This is a genomic window from Rhodococcus cerastii, from assembly GCF_033042195.1.
Lineage (GTDB): Bacteria > Actinomycetota > Actinomycetes > Mycobacteriales > Mycobacteriaceae > Rhodococcoides.
This window is the reverse complement of the sequence record NZ_JAWLKF010000001.1, coordinates 272,688-296,230: the sequence shown is the minus strand read 5'-3', so window position 1 is coordinate 296,230 and position 23,543 is coordinate 272,688. Positions and strand designations below refer to the sequence as shown.

Annotated in this window: 21 protein-coding genes; 6 read left to right on the top strand and 15 right to left on the bottom strand. The window is 66.2% G+C overall.

Annotated features, from left to right (window positions below):
• The first annotated feature begins 71 nt into the window (after positions 1 to 71).
• Positions 72 to 932 (top strand): dienelactone hydrolase family protein, encoded by an 861-nt coding sequence (locus R3P93_RS01185; RefSeq protein ID WP_068051305.1) that lies wholly within the window; start codon positions 72 to 74, stop codon positions 930 to 932.
• A gap of 12 nt (positions 933 to 944) precedes the next feature.
• Here the strand turns inward: R3P93_RS01185 and R3P93_RS01180 are convergent, their stop codons facing one another.
• Genes R3P93_RS01180 through R3P93_RS01170 form a run of 3 tightly spaced genes read right to left on the bottom strand, consistent with a single transcriptional unit; the run spans position 945 to position 3,291 of the window.
• Entirely contained in the window at positions 945 to 1,214 is a 270-nt protein-coding gene (locus R3P93_RS01180) for a hypothetical protein (RefSeq protein WP_317532243.1), read from the bottom strand.
• On the bottom strand, positions 1,211 to 2,989 hold the full coding sequence (locus R3P93_RS01175; protein WP_317532242.1) for a hypothetical protein: 1,779 nt from the start codon (positions 2,987 to 2,989) through the stop codon (positions 1,211 to 1,213). The genes R3P93_RS01180 and R3P93_RS01175 overlap by 4 nt, the downstream gene beginning before the upstream one ends.
• Positions 2,986 to 3,291 (bottom strand): type VII secretion target, encoded by a 306-nt coding sequence (locus R3P93_RS01170; protein WP_068051310.1) that lies wholly within the window; start codon positions 3,289 to 3,291, stop codon positions 2,986 to 2,988. Before R3P93_RS01170 ends, R3P93_RS01175 begins: the two co-directional genes overlap by 4 nt.
• A gap of 151 nt (positions 3,292 to 3,442) precedes the next feature.
• Between R3P93_RS01170 and R3P93_RS01165 the strand changes: the two genes are divergently transcribed.
• Positions 3,443 to 4,483, top strand: a complete 1,041-nt coding sequence (locus tag R3P93_RS01165) for an LLM class F420-dependent oxidoreductase (RefSeq protein ID WP_037188278.1) — start codon at positions 3,443 to 3,445, stop codon at positions 4,481 to 4,483.
• A gap of 6 nt (positions 4,484 to 4,489) precedes the next feature.
• On the opposite strand, the gene glmM is transcribed toward R3P93_RS01165, so the two are convergent.
• From glmM to eccCa, 8 genes are all read right to left on the bottom strand, one after another.
• Entirely contained in the window at positions 4,490 to 5,845 is a 1,356-nt protein-coding gene (glmM, locus tag R3P93_RS01160) for a phosphoglucosamine mutase (protein ID WP_317532241.1), read from the bottom strand.
• Positions 5,846 to 5,951: 106 nt separating this feature from the next.
• On the bottom strand, positions 5,952 to 6,476 hold the full coding sequence (gene rpsI, locus R3P93_RS01155) for a 30S ribosomal protein S9 (RefSeq protein WP_032397516.1): 525 nt from the start codon (positions 6,474 to 6,476) through the stop codon (positions 5,952 to 5,954).
• The gene (rplM, locus tag R3P93_RS01150; RefSeq protein ID WP_037188282.1) at positions 6,473 to 6,916 is read right to left on the bottom strand and encodes a 50S ribosomal protein L13; all 444 of its coding nucleotides are present in this window, start codon (positions 6,914 to 6,916) and stop codon (positions 6,473 to 6,475) included. Before rplM ends, rpsI begins: the two co-directional genes overlap by 4 nt.
• 174 nt (positions 6,917 to 7,090) lie before the next feature.
• Positions 7,091 to 7,432, bottom strand: a complete 342-nt coding sequence (locus R3P93_RS01145; RefSeq protein WP_317532240.1) for a TraR/DksA family transcriptional regulator — start codon at positions 7,430 to 7,432, stop codon at positions 7,091 to 7,093.
• A gap of 97 nt (positions 7,433 to 7,529) precedes the next feature.
• Positions 7,530 to 7,811, bottom strand: a complete 282-nt coding sequence (locus R3P93_RS01140) for a WXG100 family type VII secretion target (RefSeq protein ID WP_068051312.1) — start codon at positions 7,809 to 7,811, stop codon at positions 7,530 to 7,532.
• A gap of 64 nt (positions 7,812 to 7,875) precedes the next feature.
• On the bottom strand, positions 7,876 to 8,241 hold the full coding sequence (locus R3P93_RS01135) for a WXG100 family type VII secretion target (protein WP_269594400.1): 366 nt from the start codon (positions 8,239 to 8,241) through the stop codon (positions 7,876 to 7,878).
• Between the two features lie 159 nt (positions 8,242 to 8,400).
• Complete coding sequence (locus R3P93_RS01130; RefSeq protein WP_317532239.1) at positions 8,401 to 9,855, bottom strand: type VII secretion-associated protein; 1,455 nt, start codon at positions 9,853 to 9,855, stop codon at positions 8,401 to 8,403.
• A complete protein-coding gene (eccCa, locus tag R3P93_RS01125; RefSeq protein ID WP_317532238.1) occupies positions 9,852 to 13,850 on the bottom strand; it encodes a type VII secretion protein EccCa in 3,999 nt (1,332 codons plus the stop codon). Before eccCa ends, R3P93_RS01130 begins: the two co-directional genes overlap by 4 nt.
• 232 nt (positions 13,851 to 14,082) lie before the next feature.
• Between eccCa and R3P93_RS01120 the strand changes: the two genes are divergently transcribed.
• From R3P93_RS01120 to mycP, 3 genes are all read left to right on the top strand, one after another.
• Entirely contained in the window at positions 14,083 to 15,072 is a 990-nt protein-coding gene (locus tag R3P93_RS01120; protein ID WP_317532237.1) for an LLM class flavin-dependent oxidoreductase, read from the top strand.
• A 129-nt stretch (positions 15,073 to 15,201) separates the two neighbouring features.
• On the top strand, positions 15,202 to 16,764 hold the full coding sequence (eccD, locus tag R3P93_RS01115; RefSeq protein ID WP_317532236.1) for a type VII secretion integral membrane protein EccD: 1,563 nt from the start codon (positions 15,202 to 15,204) through the stop codon (positions 16,762 to 16,764).
• Entirely contained in the window at positions 16,731 to 18,152 is a 1,422-nt protein-coding gene (mycP, locus tag R3P93_RS01110) for a type VII secretion-associated serine protease mycosin (RefSeq protein WP_394855234.1), read from the top strand. The genes eccD and mycP overlap by 34 nt, the downstream gene beginning before the upstream one ends.
• An 8-nt stretch (positions 18,153 to 18,160) precedes the next feature.
• On the opposite strand, the gene eccB is transcribed toward mycP, so the two are convergent.
• Positions 18,161 to 19,615 (bottom strand): type VII secretion protein EccB, encoded by a 1,455-nt coding sequence (eccB, locus tag R3P93_RS01105; RefSeq protein ID WP_317532235.1) that lies wholly within the window; start codon positions 19,613 to 19,615, stop codon positions 18,161 to 18,163.
• Positions 19,616 to 19,747: 132 nt separating this feature from the next.
• Between eccB and eccE the strand changes: the two genes are divergently transcribed.
• Complete coding sequence (eccE, locus tag R3P93_RS01100; protein WP_317532234.1) at positions 19,748 to 21,436, top strand: type VII secretion protein EccE; 1,689 nt, start codon at positions 19,748 to 19,750, stop codon at positions 21,434 to 21,436.
• A 7-nt stretch (positions 21,437 to 21,443) separates the two neighbouring features.
• Here the strand turns inward: eccE and R3P93_RS01095 are convergent, their stop codons facing one another.
• Genes R3P93_RS01095 through rplQ form a run of 3 tightly spaced genes read right to left on the bottom strand, consistent with a single transcriptional unit; the run spans position 21,444 to position 23,521 of the window.
• Entirely contained in the window at positions 21,444 to 22,001 is a 558-nt protein-coding gene (locus tag R3P93_RS01095) for an NADPH-dependent FMN reductase (protein WP_068051320.1), read from the bottom strand.
• A gap of 30 nt (positions 22,002 to 22,031) precedes the next feature.
• Positions 22,032 to 22,928 (bottom strand): tRNA pseudouridine(38-40) synthase TruA, encoded by an 897-nt coding sequence (gene truA / locus R3P93_RS01090; RefSeq protein ID WP_317532233.1) that lies wholly within the window; start codon positions 22,926 to 22,928, stop codon positions 22,032 to 22,034.
• Positions 22,929 to 22,933: 5 nt separating this feature from the next.
• Positions 22,934 to 23,521: a 50S ribosomal protein L17 gene (rplQ, locus tag R3P93_RS01085; RefSeq protein WP_068051325.1), complete on the bottom strand. Its 588-nt coding sequence runs from the start codon at positions 23,519 to 23,521 to the stop codon at positions 22,934 to 22,936.
• Positions 23,522 to 23,543 lie beyond the last annotated feature (22 nt).

Below are 23,543 nucleotides of genomic sequence, written 5' to 3'. Positions count from 1 at the left end.
ACGACCCATTCGCTCAGGTTGACGTGTCCGGTGTCCCCCTGACGCGCCGCAGTTCGGTAGCGTCATCTCTCGTGGCGAAACCGAAGAAGCTGGCATCTGCTCTCTCCAAGCGCGGCCCGCACAAGGTGCTGCGAGGCGACCTGGCCCTCGCCGGGCAACCCGGTGTCGTCTACACCCCAGCCGAGGGTTACGGCCTGCCCGGCGTCGCCTTCGCACACGGCTGGATGCTGCGTCCCAGTCATTACACCGACACCCTGAAGCATCTCGCGTCCTGGGGCATCGTGGTTGCGGCACCGGACACCGAGCACGGTCTCGTACCGTCTCATCGCGGCCTCGCCACCGATCTGGGCACTGTGCTCGACATCATGACGGGCGTGCGACTGGGCCCAGGCAACATCAGCGTGCATCCGGACAAACTCGCCACGGCGGGCCACGCGATGGGTGCAGGCACCGCAGTGCTCGCCGCTTCCCGACGATCGGACATCAAGGCCGTCGCCGCGCTGTTCCCCGCACCGACTGCGCCCTCGTCCGAGGACGCCGCAGCCGGCCTTTCCGTGCCGGGACTCGTCGTCGGAGACAACTCGAACGCCGATTCGCTCACCGACAATTCACTCGCTCTCGCCCAGGCCTGGCACGGGCCGTCCATCCTGCGACGAGTCGACGGCTCGACCGCGGACGGTTTCGTCGAGGGTCGCCGGATTCTCGGCGCACTCGGTATCAACAAGCCCGACCGCAAGACTCAGCAGCGCACCCGCGCCGTCCTGACGGCCTTCCTGCTGTTCCATCTGACCGGTGACTCCGACTACGAGGAACTGGCCGGATCGACCGGCGAGATCGACGGCACCAGAGCTGTCGATCCACACGCGCCTCTCGACGCGCAGCCCAAGCCCAAGGCGTCTGCGTCGATCAAGGCGCTGCTCGGACGGGGCTAGTCCCAGCTGTTGTCAGACCAGCCAGGACCTCGGCCGTTCGTCGGGTTCGGTCTCGACGTGCGGTGGGGGCTCTCGCTGGTCGAGATGAGCCGGTTGCAGCACCGAGCCCGACCCTGGCTCGACGTCGGAGTCCGCTCCGCTCACCTCTGCTGAACTCCGTCCGCCTCGGTCGACTGCCGGAGCCTGCGCCCGACTCAACGCCTCCGCCGCCCGCCCCATCGCGATGCGGTGCTCATCGCGTATTCGATGCAACTCCCGACGCCACCCACTGTCGGTGCTCACAGCTCCCCTGCTTCACTGAGGCCCGCGCCGCTACCCGTGTCGGCGGGTTGCGGATCGGTGACCGGTCGATCCGCAACCACCGGATGCTGCACAGCAGGCTGCTCGATGTCGGGTGACTCCGGCGTGCACTGCACCGATGCATCCGAGTCGAATTCGGACGTGGGTGCCGGTTCGGCAGCCGGCACCGGTTCCGCAGACGGCACCGGTTCCGCCGCCGCGACGGATTCTGCCGTGGGTTCCGGTTCGGACGGGGGTTCCGGTTCGGACGGGGGTTCCGGTTCGGACGGCACCGCTGCAGCCGGGGCCGGCGCGTCCACCGCGTCGACGACACCGGGGACCTCGACGATCTGGGGTAGGCCGAGCGGTCCGATTCCGAGCTCGAACGAGCGAGTTCCGAGTCCGGGAGTCTCGAGTTCGAGAGACACCGTGCCGTCGTGTTCGAGTGCGATGCGGGCGCGATGCCCGTCGAGTTCGGCCTCGAGATGGCCGCGTTCGTCGCCGGCCTCGGACCACGACTGCCCGGGCTGCGGCAACGGAACCGACTCGGGTGGCCGATCGCCGCTCACGTCCGGAGAAGTCTCCTCGGTGTTCTCGTCACCTGTCCGGCTGTCGACTGCGGTATCGCCTGAGCCCTGGAGATCTCCACTGTCGATCGTCTCGGTCAGCGCGTCGTCGACACGGTCGGCGATCTCGGCGACGACTCGATCCACGAGTCCGTCCAGAGAATCCCCCAATTGATCGACGACACGACCGTCGGCGATCAGGGATTCGGCCGGATCCACGCTGTCCGATCCGGCGAGTGCGTTGCCGCCGGGTGGCGAGACGGCCGGGCCGACAGCGGCGGGTCCGACAGCTGGTCCGGGTCCGGAACCGGCAGGCGTGGAACCGATCCCGGCAGGAGTCGGGTCTACCGAAGAGCTGTCGGGCCCCGTCCACGGCACTGCTGTACCGGGCTCGAGTGCCCAACTGCGCTCGTCGAGTCCGCCGAACGAAGGCTCGTGGACGCTGCCCAGAATGTCCACCACCAACTTCAGACAGTCTCTGACGGCGGTGTCCGTGGCGGCACATGCTGCGAGGACGGCCTCGCACGTGCCCTGCACGCGCGGAACGAACTCAGTGTCGATCCAGCGCCCGCAGCGTTCGGTCACCTCGGCAGCGAACTCGTCGGAGACATCGCCGCTGCGCACACCGTCGTTCAGATCCTCGAACGCAGACGCCAATCGTGGGAACACGGACGCTCGATCGACCGGCAGGCACTCGATTCCCGACGCCAGCAGAATCGCATCGATCTGGTCGACGTCTTTGCCGTCCACCAGGTCGGTGTCGAGGCCGCCGACGAGCTCGGCCTTGTCGGTCACTGCGTCACGGAGAACGTCGACGGCCGCACACATCGTCTGGTGAGAATCTTCGATCGACGCGAGGAACTGGGAAGCCTTTTCCTGTTCGGCCGAAAGATAGGTCTGCACGGCATCCCCCGCCTCACCGTGCCAACGCAACTGCAGGACCCGGCGAAGCTGAATCTGCTCCTCGAGCTGATCGGCAAGTACTGCGGACACCGTCCCCACGGCGTCTGCATCGTGTCCGAGCGCACCGAGGTTCAGCCCACGCTGCTCGTCGTACCTGGCGCACATGTCCTGATACTGCGGAACCTCGACGCCCGGGACACGGCCGACCAGTGGCAGAAAGCGCTCGAAGAACAGCAATCCTTCGGCGTTCGCATCGAGAATCTCGTCTATCGACGCCCTGTCACCGGACGAGGCCGAAGGAGGTGTCACCGGGGTGACTCGATCGCGTACGCGGTGGCGTCGTCCTGTTGCTCGTACTCGTTCATCGCAGTGGTGAGGGCATCGGCAATGTCGTCGACCGCGAACCGCCATGCCCCGACGGCACGCCCGAGCCCGAGGTACGCCTGGGAGTACGCAGCGCCCAGGTCACCGTAGTTCCGTCCGGCCCCGGCTGCGCCGAAGCCTGCGTCGGCGACGGAATCGGCGGCGTCACCGAGCACTTCCGCCGACGACACCAATGCATCTGCCACCCCGCGAACCCGGTCCGCGTCCACCCGAACTCCGTCGCTCATACGTTCCCGTTCCCCCTCCGAGTACCCCTTTCTCACTATGACGTGCGCCGACTCACATCGGTTCCCCAGGGAGCGGTAACGTCCCGATGTGAAATGTCCGTAACAGGTACCTGAAGTGGCTGCACCAGCTACTCACCGAACGAGGAGTCCCATGCACATCGGAACGATGCTGAACTACAGCGGTGGTTTCAACGAGACCGTTGCCGAGGTCGCCGAGCTCGAGAAGGCAGGTCTCGACATCATTTTCGTGCCCGAGGCCTACTCGTTCGACGCCGTCAGCCAACTCGGATTCCTCGCGGCCAAGACGAGCACGATCAAGATCGCGTCCGGCATCTTCCAGATCTACACCAGGACACCGTCACTGACCGCCATGACCGCCGCCGGTCTCGACTACGTCTCCGAGGGCCGATTCGTGCTCGGGCTCGGCGCATCGGGACCGCAGGTCGTCGAGGGCTTCCACGGCGTCAAGTACGACGCACCGATCGCCAGAACCCGCGAGGTCATCGAGATCTGCCGCCAGGTCTGGCGTCGCGAGAAGGTGCAGTATCAGGGCAAGCACTATCAGATCCCGCTGCCGGCTGACCAGGGAACCGGTCTGGGCAAGCCGCTCAAGTTGATCAATCACCCTGTGCGCGATCGCATTCCGGTCGTCATTGCCGCGCTGGGCCCCAAGAACGTCGAACTCACCGCCGAAATCGCCGAAGGCTGGCAGCCCATCTTCTACTTCCCGGAGAAGGCCGCCGACGTGTGGGGCGATTCCCTCGCAGCAGGCAAGGCCAAGCGTGACCCGTCACTCGGCGAGCTCCAGGTCTTCGCAAGTCCGACGCTGGCGATCGGCGAGGACGCAGAGAAGTACCTCCCCTGGGTCAAGCCACATCTGGCGCTGTACATCGGAGGCATGGGAGCCAAGGGCAAGAACTTCTACAACTCCCTGGCTCAGCGATACGGATACGAGGCCGAGGCCGAGAAGATCCAGGACCTCTACCTGGCCGGCAAGAAGGAGGAGGCCGCCGCGGCAGTTCCCGACGAGCTCGCGCGCGCGGTCAACCTCATCGGCCCGGAAAGCTTCGTCAAGGAGCGGGTCGCAGCCTTCGCCGAAGCGGGTGTCACCACCCTCAATGTCGCGCCGCTCGCCGAGAACACCGCAGGTCGCGTCGCGCAGCTGACCGCACTGCGCGAACTGACGGCCTGAGAAACGTCAGACAGACGCGACCCGGCCCGCCAGCTCTTCGGCGAGCCGGGTCGCGACGTCGAGTTCGGACGCTTCCACCATCACCCGCACCAACTGTTCGGTACCGCTGGGGCGCAACAGAACTCGACCCGATTCCCCCAGTTCGCGCTCGGCCGACGCGACGGCGTCCGATACCGACGGTGCCGACGCCACCGCTGCTTTGTCCGACACGCGGACGTTGATCAGCACCTGCGGCAGTGTCCGCATCGCCGACGCCAGGTCCGCGAGGGACCGCCCGGTCTGCGCCATCCGCTCCATCAGTCGCAGGGCAGTGGCAATTCCGTCTCCGGTCGTTCCGACTGCGGGCAGCACGACGTGTCCACTCTGCTCACCCCCGAGCGCGAACCCGCCGCGGCGTAGTTCCTCGAGCACGTATCGATCTCCGACCGCGGTGGTACGCAACGTGATTCCGGCCTCGCGCATCGCAATGTGCAGACCGAGGTTGCTCATCACCGTTGCGACCAACGTGTCGTCGGTCAGGTGGCCGGCGTCGTGCATCGCGATGGCCAACACCGTCATGATCGCGTCGCCGTCCACCACGGAACCCGACGCATCGACGGCGAGACAACGGTCTGCGTCTCCGTCGTGCGCGATACCGAGGTCGGCACCGTGCTCCACGACGGCCTTCTGCAATCCCTCCAGGTGCGTCGACCCGCACCCGTCGTTGATGTTGATGCCGTCGGGTTCTGCGTTGATCGCCACGACCGTCGCACCGGCCCGTCGGTAGATCTCGGGCCCGACGACAGAGGCGGCACCGTGCGAGCAATCCACCACGACGGTCACGCCGTCGAGTCGATGCGACACCGACGAAGCGAGATGCTCGGTGTAGCGGGCTGCCGCGTCGTGCGCGACGTCGATTCGGCCGATCGCGGCACCGGTGGCGTCGTAGGGCTGTGCGTTGTTCCGGGAGCGCCCCTCGGGATCGAGGGCAGCTTCTATCCGGTCTTCGACGTCGTCGTCCAGCTTGTGTCCGCCTGCGGCGAAGATCTTGATTCCGTTGTCGGGCATCGCATTGTGAGACGCCGAGATCATCACGCCGAGCGCCGCGTCGTATTCGGCGGTGAGGTAGGCAACCGCAGGCGTGGGGAGAACTCCGACGTCGATCACGTCGACACCCGACGCGGTCAGTCCCGCGGACACGGCTGCGCTCAGCATTGCCCCACTGATGCGCGGATCACGACCGACCACTGCCACCCGCCTGACGCCGTCGACGTTCGGTGCCAACACGGCGGCTGCGGCTCGCGCGATCGTCAACGCCAGTTCTGCGGTCAGAACCCCGCCTGCCAGTCCGCGAACTCCGTCGGTGCCGAACAATCGCGCCATGAACCAAGAACCCTTCGAGCGGAGAGAATGTGGTGGGAAACGCCTCGAGGGCAGGCGTCCGATGCTGCTGGATGCCTGCCCTCGAGGATGAAACGAGTAAGACGCGTCAGCGCTTGGAGTACTGCGACGCCTTACGGGCCTTCTTCAGGCCGTACTTCTTGCGCTCGACTGCACGCGCGTCACGCGTGAGGTAGCCCGCGGCCTTGAGCGGCGGGCGATCGTCGGGTGCGAGTTCGATCAGTGCGCGCGAGATGGCCAGACGCAGTGCGCCTGCCTGTCCCGACGGTCCGCCACCGTGCAGCAGTGCGACGATGTCGAAGGACTCCGCGCGGTCCACCAGAACGAGAGGAGCCTTGATCAGCTGCTGGTGCACCTTGTTCGGGAAGTAATCCTCGAGGGTGCGGCCGTTGAGCTTGAATCCGCCGGTGCCCGAGGACAACCGAACACGAGCGACGGCTTCCTTACGGCGACCGACGGTCTGGATCGGGCGATCGAACACGATCGGGGCCGGAGCGGCTGCGGCTTCGATGTCCGAGACGACCTCGGGATCTTCGACTGCCACGAACTCGTCGGCGGCGATCTCTTCGATGTTCTCCTGCGACGTCACGTCATTTCCCTCCGGCGCCGTCACTGGGACACCTGCTTGATCTCGAACGGAACGGGCTGCTGAGCGGCGTGCGGGTGGTTCGGTCCCGCGTAGACCTTCAGCTTGCTCGCGATGGCACTACCGAGCTTGTTCTTGGGGATCATGCCGACGACGGCCTTCTCCACGAGACGATCGGGGTTGCTCTCGAGGACCTGACGGGTCGAGCGCGACTTCAGACCGCCCGGATGGCCGGAGTGGTGGTGGTGGAACTTGCCGTCGAGCTTGTTGCCGCTGATGGCAACCTTCTCGGCGTTGATGATGACGACGAAGTCGCCGCCATCGACGTTGGGTGCGTAGGTGGGCTTGTGCTTACCGCGGAGCAGTGTCGCGGCCTGGACGGCGAGGCGTCCGAGCACGACGTCCGTGGCGTCGATCACATGCCACGTCCGGGTGGTGTCCCCGGCCTTCGGGGCGTAAGTAGACACAGAAAATTCCTGTCTTCATGATGTCGCTGCTGGCCAAGACGTGTGGATGCCCTCGGCGGCCAGTTGAGACCCGAGGACAAGAGCTCGATACGCACGTTAATACGCGGCGAGCCCATACACGCCAACGGGGAACGATACCGGGAGCGGACGCCCAGGTCAAAACGCCTCCGCTCGTCAGCGCAGGCGCACACACTGCACGCACCGACGGGCAGCGGGTAGCGCCTCGAGCCGGATCGCCGGAATCTCACCACCGCACCGCTCGCAGAAGCCGTACGTGCCGGCCGAGAGCCGTGAAACCGCCGCGTCGATCTCGCGTATCTCGGATTCGGTGTCGGTGATCAGCGCCGCAATCTTCGCCCGCTCGAACGCGATCGTCGATCCCTCGGGATCGTGCTCGTCGTCGTCGGTGGTGAGCCGCGATCCCTCGATCACCGACGCGAGTTCGCCACGAAGCGACTCGAGACGATGCAGGGAGCGCGACCGCTCCGTCCCGAGTGCTGCTGCGAAGTCCGTCACCACTCCAGTAGACACCGCGACGGACCGGCGTGCGACGAAACGACGTCTGCCCCGACCGATGTTCTCGGTCGGGGCAGATGCGTGGTGTCGAGACCGGTCAGCGAGCCATCCGCGCCTTGTTGGCCATCTCGACGCCGTGCATCGTCTCGCCACCGGTACGGGCGGCTGCGACGAGGCTCGACAGAATGAGGTTGAGCTCGTCGGATGCAGAATTCCACTGACGCTGCAGCTCGTAGTAGGACGTCATCGCGTCGCCCTCCCACGACTGGTAGAGCCGCTTCGCGGTGCTGTCCACGTCCCCGAGGAGGTCCTTGGTCACGTTCGCCTGCTTGTTCATCGCCTCTGTCAGCGCCGCGATCTGCGCGAAGTCGTATTTCATATCGGATCGGTCTCCTTGGTCGAGCGTGGTCGTGTGAGTTGTCGTGTGGTCACCGGATGCGGCGTCACTTGAACGAGGACAGTCCCGAGTTCAGGGATCCGGCCACCTGGTTCACGGCCGACACGTTGTCGTCGTCGGCGTCCGAGTAGCCGTGGCCATTGGTCTTGATGTCCGCGGAGATCTGTTCGAGCGCACTGCGCATCTTCTGCGCACTGGTGTCCCACTGGGCCATCACGTCCTGAAACGATTTGCCCGCCTTGCCGACCCACGCCTCGGCGGTCTGCTCGACGATCGAGCGAACGGCCGAATTGGACGCGTTGATCGACACGCTCAGGCCTTCGATCGTGGCTCCGGCAGCCATGAGCTCCTGCGGCGTGACCGTGACGCCGTTCGACGAACCCGTAGATTCCGGTCCCCCTGGATATCCCACTTCGACTCCTTGTCTTCGATACTCGATTCACCTGCACCCGCGGCGCACGTGCTGCTCGACCGAGAGGCCACTGTCGGCCCGCTCACTCCCCTACATCTCCTTAGACGCAACGAACCCTCGATTCGGTTCCGGCCGCGCACGAAAAAATGTGGGCCGCTCTCACGAGGCCGGAACGATGTCCAACGTCTGCGTCGCCTGCCCGCATTCGGCGTCGATCACCGTCGCGTCGTCTCCCTCGAACTGACAACCGATGCTGACCTGCAGGTCGGATTCGACGAACACGCGCCACAGCACCGTCGAATCGTCGATCGGCCTCTCGGTGTAGGCGATTCCGACGCGGCCGCCGAAATCTCGTGTGGATTCGAGAGATCCGATGGTCGAATCCGGCCCACGGGCATCGATGGCCGACCGGAGCTCGGCAGCGACCTGCTCCTGCGTCGATCCCGGCAACAGGTCCGCCACGGTGACGACGATCCGACGCTCGGGCGGGGTCGGTGGAATCAGCACCATGCGGTCGGGGTCGTCCAGCTTCGTCCAGGTGCTCGGCAACTGCATCGACACCCGCCCGGACACGAAGGTGACCGTCTCGACCGGCGGTGGCGCGTCGGCCGTCGTGGTCGGTAGCGGTGCGGCTACGGACGAGGATGTAGCGCTCGGGGCCACGACCGGTGAGAACGGTTGTGCTGCAATCCCATCCGACTCCATTGGAGACTGTCCGGCGAAATACACAGCTGCGCAGACGAATACGAGGATCGCCGCCACGGCACCCACGGCTGCGAACAAAGGGCGACGTCTTTTCTCCCGGGACCGCGGCGGCGCGGCGACGTCGTCGAGCCATGCCGCCGATCGCGTCGTCGCGGCACGTACCGACGGTGCCGGGACGAGATCCGCCCCGGCTCGCCGGTACAGCGATCCGGCGACATCGAGACCGGTCAGCCATTGCGTGGGGTGATCGACGACGGGATCCGCTCCGATGGGCGCCCCCACCACGTACACCTCATCGGGGCAGCGCGTGATCGACGACCGAACGTAGTCCCCGACCGCTCGTCGCCACGCATCGTCGTCACCGATGCCGAACGGAAGGATCGCGCCGGTGTCTCCGCCGTGCGCCCCCGACTCGTCGAGCACGACGACGGACGTATCGAGAGCTCCGACTTCGACGACCACCGCGGCCGACGGTGCCCGTTCACCCGACGACGCAACGGCGGCCTCGGCCGTCTCCACGAGCACCACCTCGTTTGCCGAGGTCGCGAACATCGCGCGAACGATGCCCACACGTTCCTCGCCCCAGGTCGACGGATACGCGATCTCGAGCACGTCGAGTCGGTCGTGTACGCCGGCACCGTGCAGGGCCGACCACACGATTCCGTGGAACACCACCTCTCGATCCCACACCGTGGTCCCGACCGGGATCGACGCATCGTCGATACAGAGCAGCGGCGGTATCTCGTCTCCGGCTGCGCCCCGGCCGAACACCAATCGGCCACCCTCCTCGATGGCGAACGCCGATCCGACGCTCTCTCTCGGCCCCTCGAAGGCTGCGCCCGTGGCAACGACGGAAATTTCCGTGTAGCCCAGATGCACTGCGGCATACCGCCACGAGTGGCCCGTCAACTCGAATGTCCGAGCTGGACGAGCGACTGGCCGGAGCGGTCGACGAAGACCCCGCGTCCGGGTGGCATGGCACTGGGACGGACCGTCCCGAGCAGGTTCCCCTCGTCGCGGCTTCCGCTCATGACCAGTCCCGGCGTCACCAGATCGCGCAACCGTCCGATCACCGGGTCGAACAGCGCCCGGCCTGCCCCGCCCGAACGACGCGCCACGATGACGTGCAGCCCGATGTCCCGCGCATGAGGAAGGTGTTCCACCAACGGGACCAACGGATTTCCCGACGACGTGGCAACCAGATCGTAATCGTCGACGACGACGAACACCTCGGGGCCGTTCCACCACGACCGCTCGCGAAGCTGCTGTTGGGTCACGTCTGCTCCTGGCATGCGATCGGCCATGCGGCCGGCGAGGTCGACGAGCATGGCGGTCAGCGTCGCCTGCGAGGCCGCGTACCCGGCCAGATGCTCGGAATCGACGGTGCCGAGCAGAGTTCGGCGGTAGTCGGCGACGATGAGTTTGACGCTGTCGGGCGAGTTCGCCTCGACGAGCGATCGACAGATTCCGCGCAACAAGGAAGTCTTACCGCACTCGCTGTCACCGAACACTACGAAATGTGGATTCTCCGCGAAATCGACCACCACCGGTGCCAATTCGGCCTCGTCGATGCCGATGGGAACTGCGAGCTCAGGAATGCCGCCACGGGTTCGTGGCCACGCATCACCGAGCTGATCGAGCACCGCTGATCGTTCGAGCAACTCCGGCAGCATCCGCACCGGCGGCGCTGGAGTTCCCGCAGATGCAGCCGCGATCGCGGCGACCGACTCACCGACTGCGCGAGACAGGTCGTCGACGGAACAGACGTCGTCCACTCGCGGAAGTGCGATCAGCAGATGTAGTCCGTCCCTGGTCATGCCCCGGCCCGGCCGCCCCTCGGGAACGCTCGCCGCCTTGGCGCGACCCATGTCCGAATCCGACGGGTCACCGAGCCGCAGTTCCAATCGGGTGCCGATCAGGTCCTTGGTCGCGGGCCGAACTTCCGCCCACCGCGATGCGGTGAGGATCAGATGCAAACCGAAGGCGAGGCCCTGCGTCGTCAAAGTGGCGATCTGCTGTTCGAGACTCTCGAAATCGGACCTGATCGACGGCCAACCGTCGATGACGAGAAAGACGTCGCCGAATCGATCCTCCGGGTCGACGGGTTGCGTTGCACGTCGTCGTCGGAACTCGGCCATCGAGTCGATCCCGCGATCACGGAACGTCCTCTCTCGCTGTCGAACGACGCCGGCGACTTCGGCCACGGTTCGCCGCACCCTATCGACGTCGAGCCGGTTGGCCACCGATCCGACATGCGGCAGATCGGCCAGTCCGGCCAGCGTTCCGCCGCCGAAATCCAAGCAGTAGAACTGGACCTGCCCGGGCGAGTGCGTCATCGCGAGAGCAAGGATCAACGACCGAAGCGCCGTCGACTTACCCGATTGCGGGGCACCGACTATGGCGACGTGGCCCGCAGCACCGGACAGATCGACGGTCAGCAGATCGCGGCGCTGATCGAAAGGCCGGTCGATGATCCCGATCGGGGCGCGGAGGGTGCTGAGCGGACCGATCCGCTCCGTCAGAACCGATGCGGGCAGCAACCGGTTCAATGTCGGTGCGGTGTCCAACGGCGGCAACCACACCTCGTGGGCCGGCATTCCCCGACCCCGAATTCGTCCGACGACAACGTCGAGCACCGTCGCACCGGTGCTCTCGGAGTCGACCGGATCCGGTTCTGCCGCCGGCGCAGTGGCAGCCTCGATCCGGCCGACATCGATGGAATCCAGTGGTACCGCGTAGCCGGTGAACGGCTTCGGCCTGATGTCACTGCCGAGCGAGGGCCGCGCGCCAGCGCCGGAACGCGGGGGCGAGTAGGGACCGGAGACGTACGCCGCAGCGAACCTGACGATCTCGGCCGAATCGCACTTGAGATAGCCCGCACCCGGCTGAGCGGGAAGGTGATAAGCGTCGGGAACCCCGAGCACCGAACGAGACTCGTTCGCGGAGAACGTCTTCAGACCGATTCGGTACGACAGGTGACTGTCGAGACCGCGTAGTTTTCCTTCTTCGAGGCGCTGGCTGGCCAGCAGCAGATGCATGTGCAGCGAGCGCCCGAGCCGACCGATCGCGACGAACAACTCCGCGAATTCGGGTTGCTGACTGAGCAATTCCGAGAACTCGTCGACCACCACGAACAGGGCGGGCATCGGTGCCAGATCCGCTCCCCCGGCGCGCGCCCTCTCGTAGTCGGAGACGTTCGCGAAGTTGCCTGCCGAGCGCAGAGACTCCTGCCGCCGGTTCATTTCACCGGCCAACGCATCGCGCATTCGATCCACCAACGCCAAGTCCTCGGACAGGTTGGTGATGACCGCGGCCACGTGCGGTGCCGATTCGAGACCCGCGAACGTCGCGCCGCCCTTGAAGTCGACGAGCACCAGGTTCAGCTGTTCCGGCGAGTGAGTCGACACCAAGCCGAGCACCAGCGTACGGAGAAACTCGGATTTACCGGAACCCGTTGCGCCGATGCACAATCCGTGCGGCCCCATACCGTTCTCGGCAGATTCCTTCAGGTCGATCTCGACAGCACTGCCGTCGGGGGCGACACCTATCGGTACCCGCAGCCTCTCGCGTCCCCGGCGCATCGTCCACGCTCGGTCCGTGTCGAGTGCGCCCACATCGGCGATACCGACCAGGCTGTTCCACCCCGAAATCCGGACTCTGCCGTCGTCGACCACATCGACGACCGACGAGGACGACGGCGCGCGGTACGGCGACAGGCGTCGCGCAACGGCGTGTGCTTGCGTGGTGCTCATCGAATCCGCGACGGCGAACACCTCGACCGTGGTTCCGCTGACCGCTCCGATCGACCCGTTCTCGACGAACAGCTGGATTCCACGCGATGCAGCCAGTCGTGGGCACAGGCCGGACAGATCGATGATCGTGACGGAATCGAGGCCCGTGTCGGTGAGATCGGTCGAACGGTTGTCGAGAAGCCCGCCGTCCACCACGATCACCAACTGCACGACGCCGGCAACAGGCACAGCTCCACGCGCAAATCGATTCCGCACACTCAGCACGTCGCCCAGCGCACCCTCGAGTTCGAGAAAACTACCGAAGATCATCCGAGCGGACCCGGCCCCGTCGCGCAGAACGTCGTGCTGAGTGTGTGGAAGCCACTTGGCCCACTCCCACTGCTGCACGGTGTCCGGACCACAGACGATCGCGACCGCGACGTGGTCGGGCCCGTGAAAGGTGCACAGCGAGGCCAACATCGCGCGCACCATCGCGCGGGCACCGTCCCGGTCGCCCGCTACGGACAGCGCCGCGAACCCCCTCAGTGACACCGCAGTCGGCAGCGCGGGCACCACCGAATGCGCCCGCACGAATCGACGCAGGGACACCGCCGAAACCGGTTCGAGTTCCTCCACCGGCCCGGTCTCGGGCGGAACCAGTCGAGTGGCAAGCCGCTGATCCCCCAGGCCGACTCGGACGTGAGCGAAATCCGGATCCGACAGTCGCCGTTCCCACATGCGCTCGGTTCCGGCGACCGACCACAACGTATCGGGGCCCGGGTGGCTCCATTCGAGGGCTCGGCGCTGCGCGCGTTCGGTTTCCGCGACGTCGCGGCGGAGCTGATCGAGATAGCGGAGGTAATCCTTGCGGTCCTCATTGGCCTCGGCGGTGCGCGCCCCGCCGGACTTCCCGCCGCCGGCCAACATCCCCACCATGGACATCAGCATCATGGCCGGGAACATCAACATCATCGGGTTCGCCGCTGCGCCGGAGGTGAACATCAGCGCGACCATCCCGACCATCGCGGCAACCATCACGAGCGGCATCAGCTTCATCAGCAGATTGCCCGGCACCGCGCGTGGGATCTCGGGCGGCGGCTGCAGGGTCACTTCCCCACCAGGAGATCGAGGCACTTCCCGTCGGGCACCGCGAACGAAGCGCACGGTACTCATAGATCCGCCCCCACGGCCACGCCCCCAGAACTGCATCGCGGCAGCCTCCCCCCGAGGCTGCAGGACGACAGGCTAACGCATCGAAGACCGGGCGGTCCACAGTCGGCATCGCCACCCCGGACGGACATGACCACCGGTACGTCCGACGAGAAATAGAACGCTGCCCGACACCGTTGCAATTGAATGCGGCTCTTCGGCCGCGTGCTCGACGAACGAAAGGCTGGCCCCAACCGTGTCCGTACCTCTGTCCATCCTCGATCTCGCTCATGTGGGCGAGGGCGAAACAGTCCGCGACAGCTTCGATGCAAGCGTCACACTCGCTCAGCATGCCGAGAACTGGGGATACCGACGCATCTGGTACGCCGAGCACCACAACATGAAGACGATCGCGTCGTCGGCCACGTCGGTTCTCATCGCGCACGTAGCTGCCCACACCGAGCGCATCCGGCTCGGATCCGGCGGAATCATGCTTCCCAATCATGCGCCGCTGACCATCGCCGAGCAGTTCGGCACCTTGGCGACGCTGTACCCGGGACGGATCGATCTGGGGCTGGGCCGCGCACCCGGCAGTGACCAGGTGACGATGCGGGCGATGCGGCGCGATCCCGCGTCGGCCGATCGCTTTCCGCAGGATGTCCAGGAATTGCAGGGCTACCTGTCGGAAGAGTCTCTGATCCCCGGAGTGAGCGCGACTCCCGGCGCAGGTACCGAGGTACCGCTGTACATCCTGGGGTCGTCGCTCTTCGGCGCACAGCTCGCCGCTGCACTCGGCCTGCCCTATGCCTTCGCCTCACACTTTGCACCCGACGCTCTCGAGCAGGCCGTCGAGATCTACCGACGTGACTTCCGGCCGTCCGCTCAATTGTCCGAGCCACACCTGATCGTGGGCGTCAACGTGATCGCGGCCGATTCTCTGGCCGACGCACAGGCCCAGTTCCTCCGCACCAAGCGCAGCCGCGTCAGCCTCCTGCTCGGCCGCGGCCGGACCTTCACCGACGAGGAAGCCGACATGGTCCTCGAAGCGCCTGCGGGCCAACAGATCACGAAGATGACCAAGTACTCGGCCGTCGGCACTCCGGACATGGTGAAGGACTACCTCGACCGTTTCGCCGAACGCACGGGAGCGGACGAGCTGATCGTCGCGTCCGGTGTGTCCGACCGCGCATCGTGGCTTCGCTCGTTCGAGTTGCTCGCACAGGTGAGTGACCTGGTTCCTGCCTGACGGCGGTGCCGCGTCACCGGCAGATCCCGACGGGCGATTGCTTGTCGCCGCGATGTCGTAAGGTTTGGACACCGATGCCCACTGGGGCGGGCATCGGAACGTGAATCGAACGTATCCGGGGGGATATCCATGACACGCGCCGACAGCCGTCCACCGGCCGGCATTGCGCCGTCACGCACGGCACCTGCCGATCCGACACAGTCACCCGCCGCGTCGGACGTGGGTCGGCGGGCAGCGGGCGCGCAGTCCGTCTTCGCGCAGGAAGTCTGTCGGGTGACGGTGTTGGCCAGGTCCACGCAGGTGGACATGGCGCTGCCGGTGGACGTTCCGGTCTCGCTTCTCGTACCGGGAATCGTCGACCTGATTGCGGCGGGAGTGGAGCCTGCGGGACGAGGAGAACCCCGCGACGGGGATCCCGCGTCTGAAGGGTTGCCCGTGGCGTGGACGCTCGCGCGGATCGGGTTCCCACCGTTGTCACCGACTGCGACGTTGGCGGAGCTGTCGGTGCGTGACGGTGAGTTGCTCGTGTTGGGTGTGGCCGAGCGGCCCGCGCCGGTTCCACTGTTCGACGACCTCATGTATTCCGTTGCGCGATCGGGTACCGACGATGTTCCGCACTGGACTGCGCGTACCGCGCGCACGGTGGGTTCGGTTGTCACCGGTGCGCTGGTGTTGCTGGCGTGCGCGGTCCTGTTACGTGGGCCGATCCGGGCCGGAGCCGAGCACGTCGGCAGTCTCGTCGAGGGGCTGGCTGCCGTCACTGCGTCGATTCTCTTCGCGATAGCGGGGGTGATTCTGGGGCGGATGTATCACCAGCACTCCGTCGCCGTCCTCTTCGGTGGATGCGCCGTCGCGCTGATGTTCACCGGCGGAACTGTGCTGGTACCCGGGCAGTTCGGCGCGGCTCAGCTGATGCTGGGTTCGGCCATGGCCGGTGCGACGGCTCTGCTGTCCCTTCGTATCGGCGGGACCGGGTTCGCACTGTTCACCGCTGCGATATCGGTGGCGCTTCTGACGTTCGCTGCCGCGGTGTGCGCCTTGTTCACCACGATGGCACCACCGGCGATCGGTACTGCCGCGGCCCTCACCGGCCTGGCTGGAATCGCGCTCTCTGCCCGCGTGTCGATGATGCAGGCCAAATTGCCGCTTCCACCGGTCCCCACCGCGGGAGCACCGCTGGACACCGTCGAGGAAGCAGAACTCGACGCGATCTCGTTCGACGATCTGCAGGTCGCCGCGGCCGAAGCGCGTAGTTACCTGACCGGTCTGCTGTCGGCGTTCAGCGTCGCCGTGGTGGCGGGCGTGCTTGTCGCGGCGGGAGCCGATTCGGGAGATGGCGTCCGTTGGCCTGCGGTCGCGCTGGCGGCGCTGTGTGCGCTCGTCCTGCTGCTGCGTGGACGCACCTATGCCGTTGTGACGCATGCCGTTCCGCTGGTCGCAGGCGGAGCGACGATTCTGCTGGCGCTCCTCGTCGGTGCGGTCGTCGCACTGCCGGATCTCGTCCTCGCTCTGTTCGGGGTGGCACTGGCCGGCGCGGTGGCCTCGTCGATCTTCGGGGCATTCGTGCCCACACGGACGTACTCGCCGGTGATGCGGAGAGCGGCCGAACTACTCGAATACGCCGCCATCGCCCTGGTCATTCCGATTGCAGTGTGGGTGTGCGGTCTGTACAGCGTCGTCCGCGGGCTGTGACGCCGCACCGACGGCGAACGGTCGTCATCGCGGCGTTCACTGCTCTGTCGCTGTCGTTCGACGCAGCCTTCGGCGGGTATCCCGCACGCGCCGAACGTCCGGTGATCGACCCCTTCCAGCTGCCTGCGCCGAGCGCTCCCGGCCCGCTCGAACCCACGGAACAGAAGAACGCCTGCGCGCTGCCGTCCGCGACTGCCGACGCCCAGGACGTGCCGACCGCACTGAAGGCGCTCGACTTCGCATCGGTCTGGCCCATCACCCGTGGGGCAGGTCAAGTGGTTGCCGTCATCGACACCGGCGTCACCGCACATCCGCGCCTGCCGGGTCTGATCGCCGGCGGCGACTATGTCAGCGCAGGCGACGGGCTGTTCGACTGCGATGCACACGGAACGATGGTCGCCGGCCTGATCGCCGCACAGACCGCACCCGGCAGCGGATTCGCTGGAGGCGCACCCGACGCCCGCATACTGTCGATTCGTCAGTCCAGCAGTGTCTTTCAGATCGTCGACAACCGGCCCGAGGAGGAGAAGACAGCAGAGCCGGAGAATGCCGCGGGCTACGGCAACGTGCGCACCATGGCCATGGCCATCCGAACTGCGGTGGACTCGGGTGCCTCGGTCATCAACATCTCCGAGGTCGCCTGCGTGCCCGCCGGAGGCGGTGTGGCCGACGGTCCGCTCGGCGCGGCCGTGCAGTACGCCGTCCGAGAGAGGAACGTCGTGGTCGTCGCAGCAGCTGGAAATCTCGGCAGCGCTGCCTGCCAGGCACAGAACCCGATGACCGATCCGCTTCGGCCTGGTGCCGACCCGTGGGCGTCCATCGCGACCATCGCGACTCCGGCGTGGTTCGACGACGTGTTGACTGTCGGTTCGGTCGAGTCGGACGGCACACCGTCTCCGTTCAGCCTGGCCGGTCCGTGGGTCGACGTCGCCGCTCCGGGCTCGAATATGACGTCGCTGTCGCCTACTGGCAACGGACTGGCGAACGGCACCCGGGGCACCGATGGCGTGATTCCCATGACCGGAACGAGTTTTGCGGCACCGCTGGTTGCCGGGGTTGCGGCGCTGGTGCGCTCCCACCGGCCCGAACTGTCGGCGCTGGAGGTGATCGATCGGATCGAACGAACGGCGCACGAGCCGGCCGAAGGGTGGAATCCCTTCGTCGGCCACGGCGTCGTCGATCCGCTTGCAGCGGTGACCGATTCGGTGACGCCCACCCCCCGGTCGGTTCCTGCGGACAGTGTTGCGATGAGTGCGCCGTTGCCGCCGCCCACGCCGGATCATCGACCGCGGACCGCAGCCGTCACCGGTTCGGTGCTGGTGGCAGTGATCCTGGCACTCGGACTCGCACTGTCGGTACCGCTGCGCCGACGCGGCAGAACCGACTGAGCCCGGCGCTACTTCGTCGGAAGCGCCGCGGCCTGCGGGTCGGGAGCAACACCGTCGTGCATCGTCAGGGCCTGGCCGCGCCCGAGAGTTGGCCCACTGCCGAGCAATTGGAGTATCTGCCAGGGCGCGGGTGCCGGCGGTCCGAACCCCAACGCCGACGCAGCCTCGGCACCGTCGACGCCGTATCGCACTCCGGTATCGGCCACGAAGAAGACGCTGCCCTGACGTGTACTCGACGCGGAGATACCGGTACTGCGCACGAAACCGCCGCTACCGGGTGCCAGATAGACCTGGTCGACGGCGTCACCGCCACCATCGGCCTGAGCCAGCGAAACCGGTTGTGCATCTGCCTCCAGCGGCAGCCCGCGACCGGCGGACTCGACCAGTCGAGCCGACGGCCCGCCGTCGGCAACTGCGAGTGGCTCCCACGTCAAGCAACCCACCGGGCGCTCCCCGGTATCGACGATCGTGGGAGCGGTCTCCGGAAACGTCGAAACCTCCAGCCCGAAGGACGTTTTGGGAGCATTCGCGAGCAGGTCGGGATTGACGGCTACGATTTCCGGACTGCCCTGCGAATCGGTGAATTTCAGGAGGAGGGCCGCAGTCTCGTTGATCGCTTGTATTCCGTCCTCGAGAACCACGTAGTACTGGACGTCGCGACCGGCGACCTTGACGACCGATCCGATCGTCCGGCCGTCGAACGGAAACGCAGGAGCCTCACCCGCTCGAGGCACGAACGGTGCTGCGACGGGGGGTGATTCGGGCACGGAATTGAGCAGACCGGCACTGACCGGAGATGGTGTCGCGTCCTCGAGTCCGAGTGCCCGGACCACTGCCCTGTTGTTCAGGTCGACCGGCGATTTGGTGCCGTCGTGCACGAGATAGGCAGTGCCGTCCGATGTCCAGAGGAACGCCTCGGAATCGGCGAGCGCAGCCGTGCTTTCACCGAAGCGAGGATCACCCACCACAACCGTTGTCGAGGTCACTCCCGTGATCCGGTCGACGGTGTCGCAGACGGTCCACGTTTCTGCGCTGCCGTCACTGTCGTGCGGTAGCGCAGACGGAGCACCGGGAATACCCACCAGCGCGCCGCGGGGTCGTGCGGACAATTCGGATTCCTTGACCGTCAACGGGTCGTCGGGCTTGCCTACGATCAATCGAGCCGACGCGAGATTGAGCACCGGATGGAACACGTCGTCCACTTTCACGAACATCGCGGCCGAATCCTTGCCCACCACGATCGACGCGTCGCCGATCTTGTCCTGCGGCCGAAACAGTGCCAGCGCAGCGCATCCCGCCAAGCCGATGCAGGCGACGACGACGCCCACGAGCAGTGCCCGCGACTGCGACTTCATCGGATCGTGCAGCATCCGAACGTCGCGTCTGATCAGTGCATGTTCCATTCTGCGGACGAGAAAGCGGTAACCGCCAACCTGCCACTTCGTTGTCGGCGTCGACGCCACGCTTCCTCCCCAGGATTGTGCGGACCCGATCCCCATTCGGGTCACGCGACACAGTACAGTTCGTCCGCACACCTCGGCGACCGCGTTGGCGTTCGTCGATGGGGCACTGCGACCTTCGGGGGGAGGGTTTCGATGACGCGTACCGGTCGGGCAGGGCGTGGGCGAGCCGCCGTTCCTTTCGTCGCGCCCACGGTGCGGCGGGTGATCTTGGCCGAGACCGCAGCCGTGGCGATCGGCTCGGCTCTGTTCGCGGCACAGGTGAGACCAGGGCTGACTCTGCTCGCTGTTGCGACGGTAGCGCTCGTTCCGTTCGTCGCCGTTCGGCGCAGATCGGTCGTGGACTGGGTCCGGACAATCTGGCGGTTCCTCGCCGATCGTGCCCCCGATGTCGGTGTGAGTACGGACCACACCGACACGGCAGTCGGCCCGGTCGGGGTCCACTGGCAGCGCGACACCGTCACCTGCACCATCGAGATCGTCCCGCCCGGGCACGCCACCACAGTCCTCGGCAAGGCGAGCGCCGAGACGCAACACACGCTTCCTGTCGACGCGTTGGCGTCGTGTCTGCGACAGCACGACATCGAGGTCTGCTCCATCGACGTCGTTGCACTCGGATTCCGCAGCTCGGCAGGCTCGGTCGCCACCGAGGTGTACGAGTCACTCATCGGTCCGCTACCGGCAGTAGCGGTGCGAACAGTCTGGGTGGCAGTCACTCTCGACCTGCGTGCGAATGCGCGTGCGATCGGGGCCAGAGGCGGAGGCAGGGCCGGGGCAGCCCGCGCCGCTGTCGTCGCGACCACTCGCGTACATCGCGCTCTGAACGCCCACGGGCTGTCCTCGCGACTGTTGACGAGCTCCGAACTACGATCGGCTGTGTTGCACCTGTGCCGGGGCGTGAGTATCGACGACCTCACCCAGACGTGGTCGACAGCACCCCTACCGGGTGCGTCGAGTACCGGCTTCGGAATCGATTGCAGCACAGTCACTGCCGAGGACATCGCGACCCTGTGGGCAACACCGTCCCTCGGAACGACGCTGTCCTTCCGCCTGCAACCGACCCACGACACCGGGAAGGTGCGCATCCATGGGTCGTGCAGATTCGCCACTCGAACACCGATCACGAAGCCTCGTGTACGCGCGCTGACCTCGATGAGCGGGAGTCAACGCGACGGCATCCTCGCCCAGCTCCCGCTGGCCCTACCCGCCCTGGATTCGTTGTCTCCCAGACGATTTCTCGACACAACGACGATGCACGAGCTGAAACTCCCGGTAAGCGGGTGCGGCCAGCTGTTGGGATCCGATGCTCACGGACACGGTGTCGCGGTGCGGCTGTTCGGACCGGGCCTGACGCGAGTTCGAATCGCCGGAGAGCTCTACCTCGCCCAGCAACTGATCTTCCGCGCCATCGCCACCGGTGCCAGGGTTCTCGTCCGCACGGATCGCCCGCACGCCTGGCGCGCGATCCTCGACGCCATCGGCGCACCCGATCGACTACTGGTCGACGGCACCACGACCCGATCCCGGCCGTCGTACGACGTGATACTGATCGACTTCGCCGACGATTCGGCACCGTCTGTGCAACAGGGACTTTCGGGCGTCACCATGATCTCGTTGTCCGAGCACCTACCGCGGACCGGCCGCCCCGAACAGGAGCGAAGCGTGCCTGAGCCGGATCTGACGATCGTCCAGCCCCATGCGTCGGGAGATCGAATTCGAGTCCGATCCGGTCCACTCGACGTCGAGCTGACATTGGTCACGATTCCGCCGGAGACGGCGTTCATCGGCCGCCCCAGGAGTCTGCGCCCCGCGGTTCGTGCATGACCGATTCTCAGCCGGGGTAGTCGGCGCGCCCACGAGCGCCGGCGACCGCATCGGCCCACCACTCCAGCTGATCGAGAAGACGCCCGAGAGCGTCGACGGCTGCGGCATCGTCGATCCGTCCCGACTCGTCGAACCGCTTGCGCACCCGGTGCAGCGACACGGCGTCTCGGACCGAGACCATGTGCAATTCGGCAGTGATCTGCCGCAGCTGTTCGGTCGCTCGAATCCCACCGCCCAGCCCGCCGTAGGAGACGAATCCCACCGGCTTGCCACGCCATTCGTACTTCACCGTGTCGAGCGCAGTCTTCAACGCACCGGGTACGCCGTGGTTGTACTCCGGAGTGACGAACACGAAGGCGTCGGCGGCACCTATGATCCCGGTGAAGCGTTCGGAGTCCTCGCACGGAACGAGAGAATTCGGTAACTCGAAATCGGCCAGGTCGACGTCCACCACCTCGACGGTGGTGCGTTCGGCTGCGACACCTCGAACCCAGGCCGCGACGGTCGGTCCCACTCGACCGGCACGCACACTACCGACGACGATGGCGAGCTGTATCGGCTGCATCGCTCCGACACTAGACCCGGTGACGCTCGGTCAGCCCTCTCCCCCACAGCAACCGCCGCCGGTGATCGCCGAGCGCACTTCTCGGGTGGCCGCGTTCCGAGCGGCCAGCTCGTCGGCCGGCGGGTAGTCGACTCCAACCAAGGACAAGCCGTGCGCCGGAGCCACCGCCACCTCGCTCGCCCGCTCGCGCCGAGTCAACAATGACCGCGCCCAGTCGGGAGTTCGACGCCCTTCCCCCACGGCCTGCATGGCACCGACGAGGCTACGGACCATCGACCAGCAGAATGCGTCGGCGCTGACGTATGCGGTGAGACGATCGCCGTCGCGCTCCCAGTCGAAGCGCTGCAGTTCCCGAACGGTGGTGGCACCGTCACGTCGCTTGCAGAACGCGGCGAAATCGTGCAGACCGACCAATCCCACGGATGCCTCACGCATCGTACCCAGATCGATGGGCCTGGGCCAGGAGACGACACCGGCGACATCGTGGGGGTCGACACCGTATGGCGCAGTGCCGAAACGATATTCGTAGTGCCTGCGGTATGCCGAGAATCGCGCGTCGAAATCACGGGAGACGGCGGTGATGGCCCGCACTCGAACATCGGTGGGTAGAAACCGGGCCATTCGGCGGACCAGTCGGTCGTGATCGTCGGGAACGTCGACGGCGTCGAAGTGCGCCACCTGTCCCGTCGCATGGACTCCCGCGTCGGTTCGTCCCGCCACGGTCAGCTCTACCGATTGCCGCAGCACCGTGGAGAAGGCTTCTTCGAGCACTCCGCAGACGGTGCGGATACCCGGTTGGCGCGCCCACCCGGAGAATCTCGTGCCGTCGTACAAGATGTCGAGCCGAAATCTGGTGGGGACCGACAAAGCGGGCCCGCCTTCCCCTGGGGGAATGGCGGGCCCGCTTCGATCGTGCGCGGAGCTCAAAAGGACTAGTCCTTCTTGGCTTCCTCGGCCTCGGGGGCGTCCGACGCGTGTGCGTCGTTGTCCTCGATGCCTTCGATGACTGCGTCGGCGTTGGCCACCTCGGCGTCGGTCGCGTCGGCTTCGACAGCCTCGACGACGTTCTCGTCGGTCGCGTCCTCGGCCGGAGCCTCGGTTGCGGCGGGAGCAGCCTGCGAAGCCTTCACGCGGCGAGCGCGATCGGCTTCGTTGGACACCGTCTGCTCGTTGACGAGCTCGATGATGGCCATCGGCGAGTTGTCACCCTTGCGGGGGACGGTCTTGATGATGCGCGTGTAGCCACCGTCGCGATCGGCGAAGAAAGGCCCGATCTCGGCGAACAGCTTGTGCACGACATCTTTGTTGTTGATCGTCTTGAGAACCTCACGACGATGCGCCAGATCACCCTTTTTGGCGTGGGTGACGAGCTTCTCGGCGTGGGGACGAAGGCGCTTGGCCTTCGACTCGGTGGTGGTGATGCGGCCGTGCTCGAAGAGTGACGTCGCCAGGTTGGCCAGGATGGCCTTCTGGTGCGACGCCGACCCGCCGAGACGGCGGCCCTTGGTGGGCTTGGGCATGATGAATCTCCTAGTAAGAGCT

Bases quoted from the DNA above. Each gene is read 5' to 3' on its own strand.
- glmM (WP_317532241.1), bottom strand. From the start codon at position 5,845: ATGGCGCGATTGTTCGGCACCGACGGAGTTCGCGGACTGGCAGGCGGG.
- R3P93_RS01095 (WP_068051320.1), bottom strand. From the start codon at position 22,001: ATGCAGCCGATACAGCTCGCCATCGTCGTCGGTAGTGTGCGTGCCGGT.
- R3P93_RS01170 (WP_068051310.1), bottom strand. From the start codon at position 3,291: ATGAGCGACGGAGTTCGGGTGGACGCGGACCGGGTTCGCGGGGTGGCA.
- eccD (WP_317532236.1), top strand. From the start codon at position 15,202: ATGACACGCGCCGACAGCCGTCCACCGGCCGGCATTGCGCCGTCACGC.
- R3P93_RS01165 (WP_037188278.1), top strand. From the start codon at position 3,443: ATGCACATCGGAACGATGCTGAACTACAGCGGTGGTTTCAACGAGACC.
- rplQ (WP_068051325.1), bottom strand. From the start codon at position 23,521: ATGCCCAAGCCCACCAAGGGCCGCCGTCTCGGCGGGTCGGCGTCGCAC.
- eccE (WP_317532234.1), top strand. From the start codon at position 19,748: ATGACGCGTACCGGTCGGGCAGGGCGTGGGCGAGCCGCCGTTCCTTTC.
- eccCa (WP_317532238.1), bottom strand. From the start codon at position 13,850: ATGAGTACCGTGCGCTTCGTTCGCGGTGCCCGACGGGAAGTGCCTCGA.
- R3P93_RS01140 (WP_068051312.1), bottom strand. From the start codon at position 7,811: ATGAAATACGACTTCGCGCAGATCGCGGCGCTGACAGAGGCGATGAAC.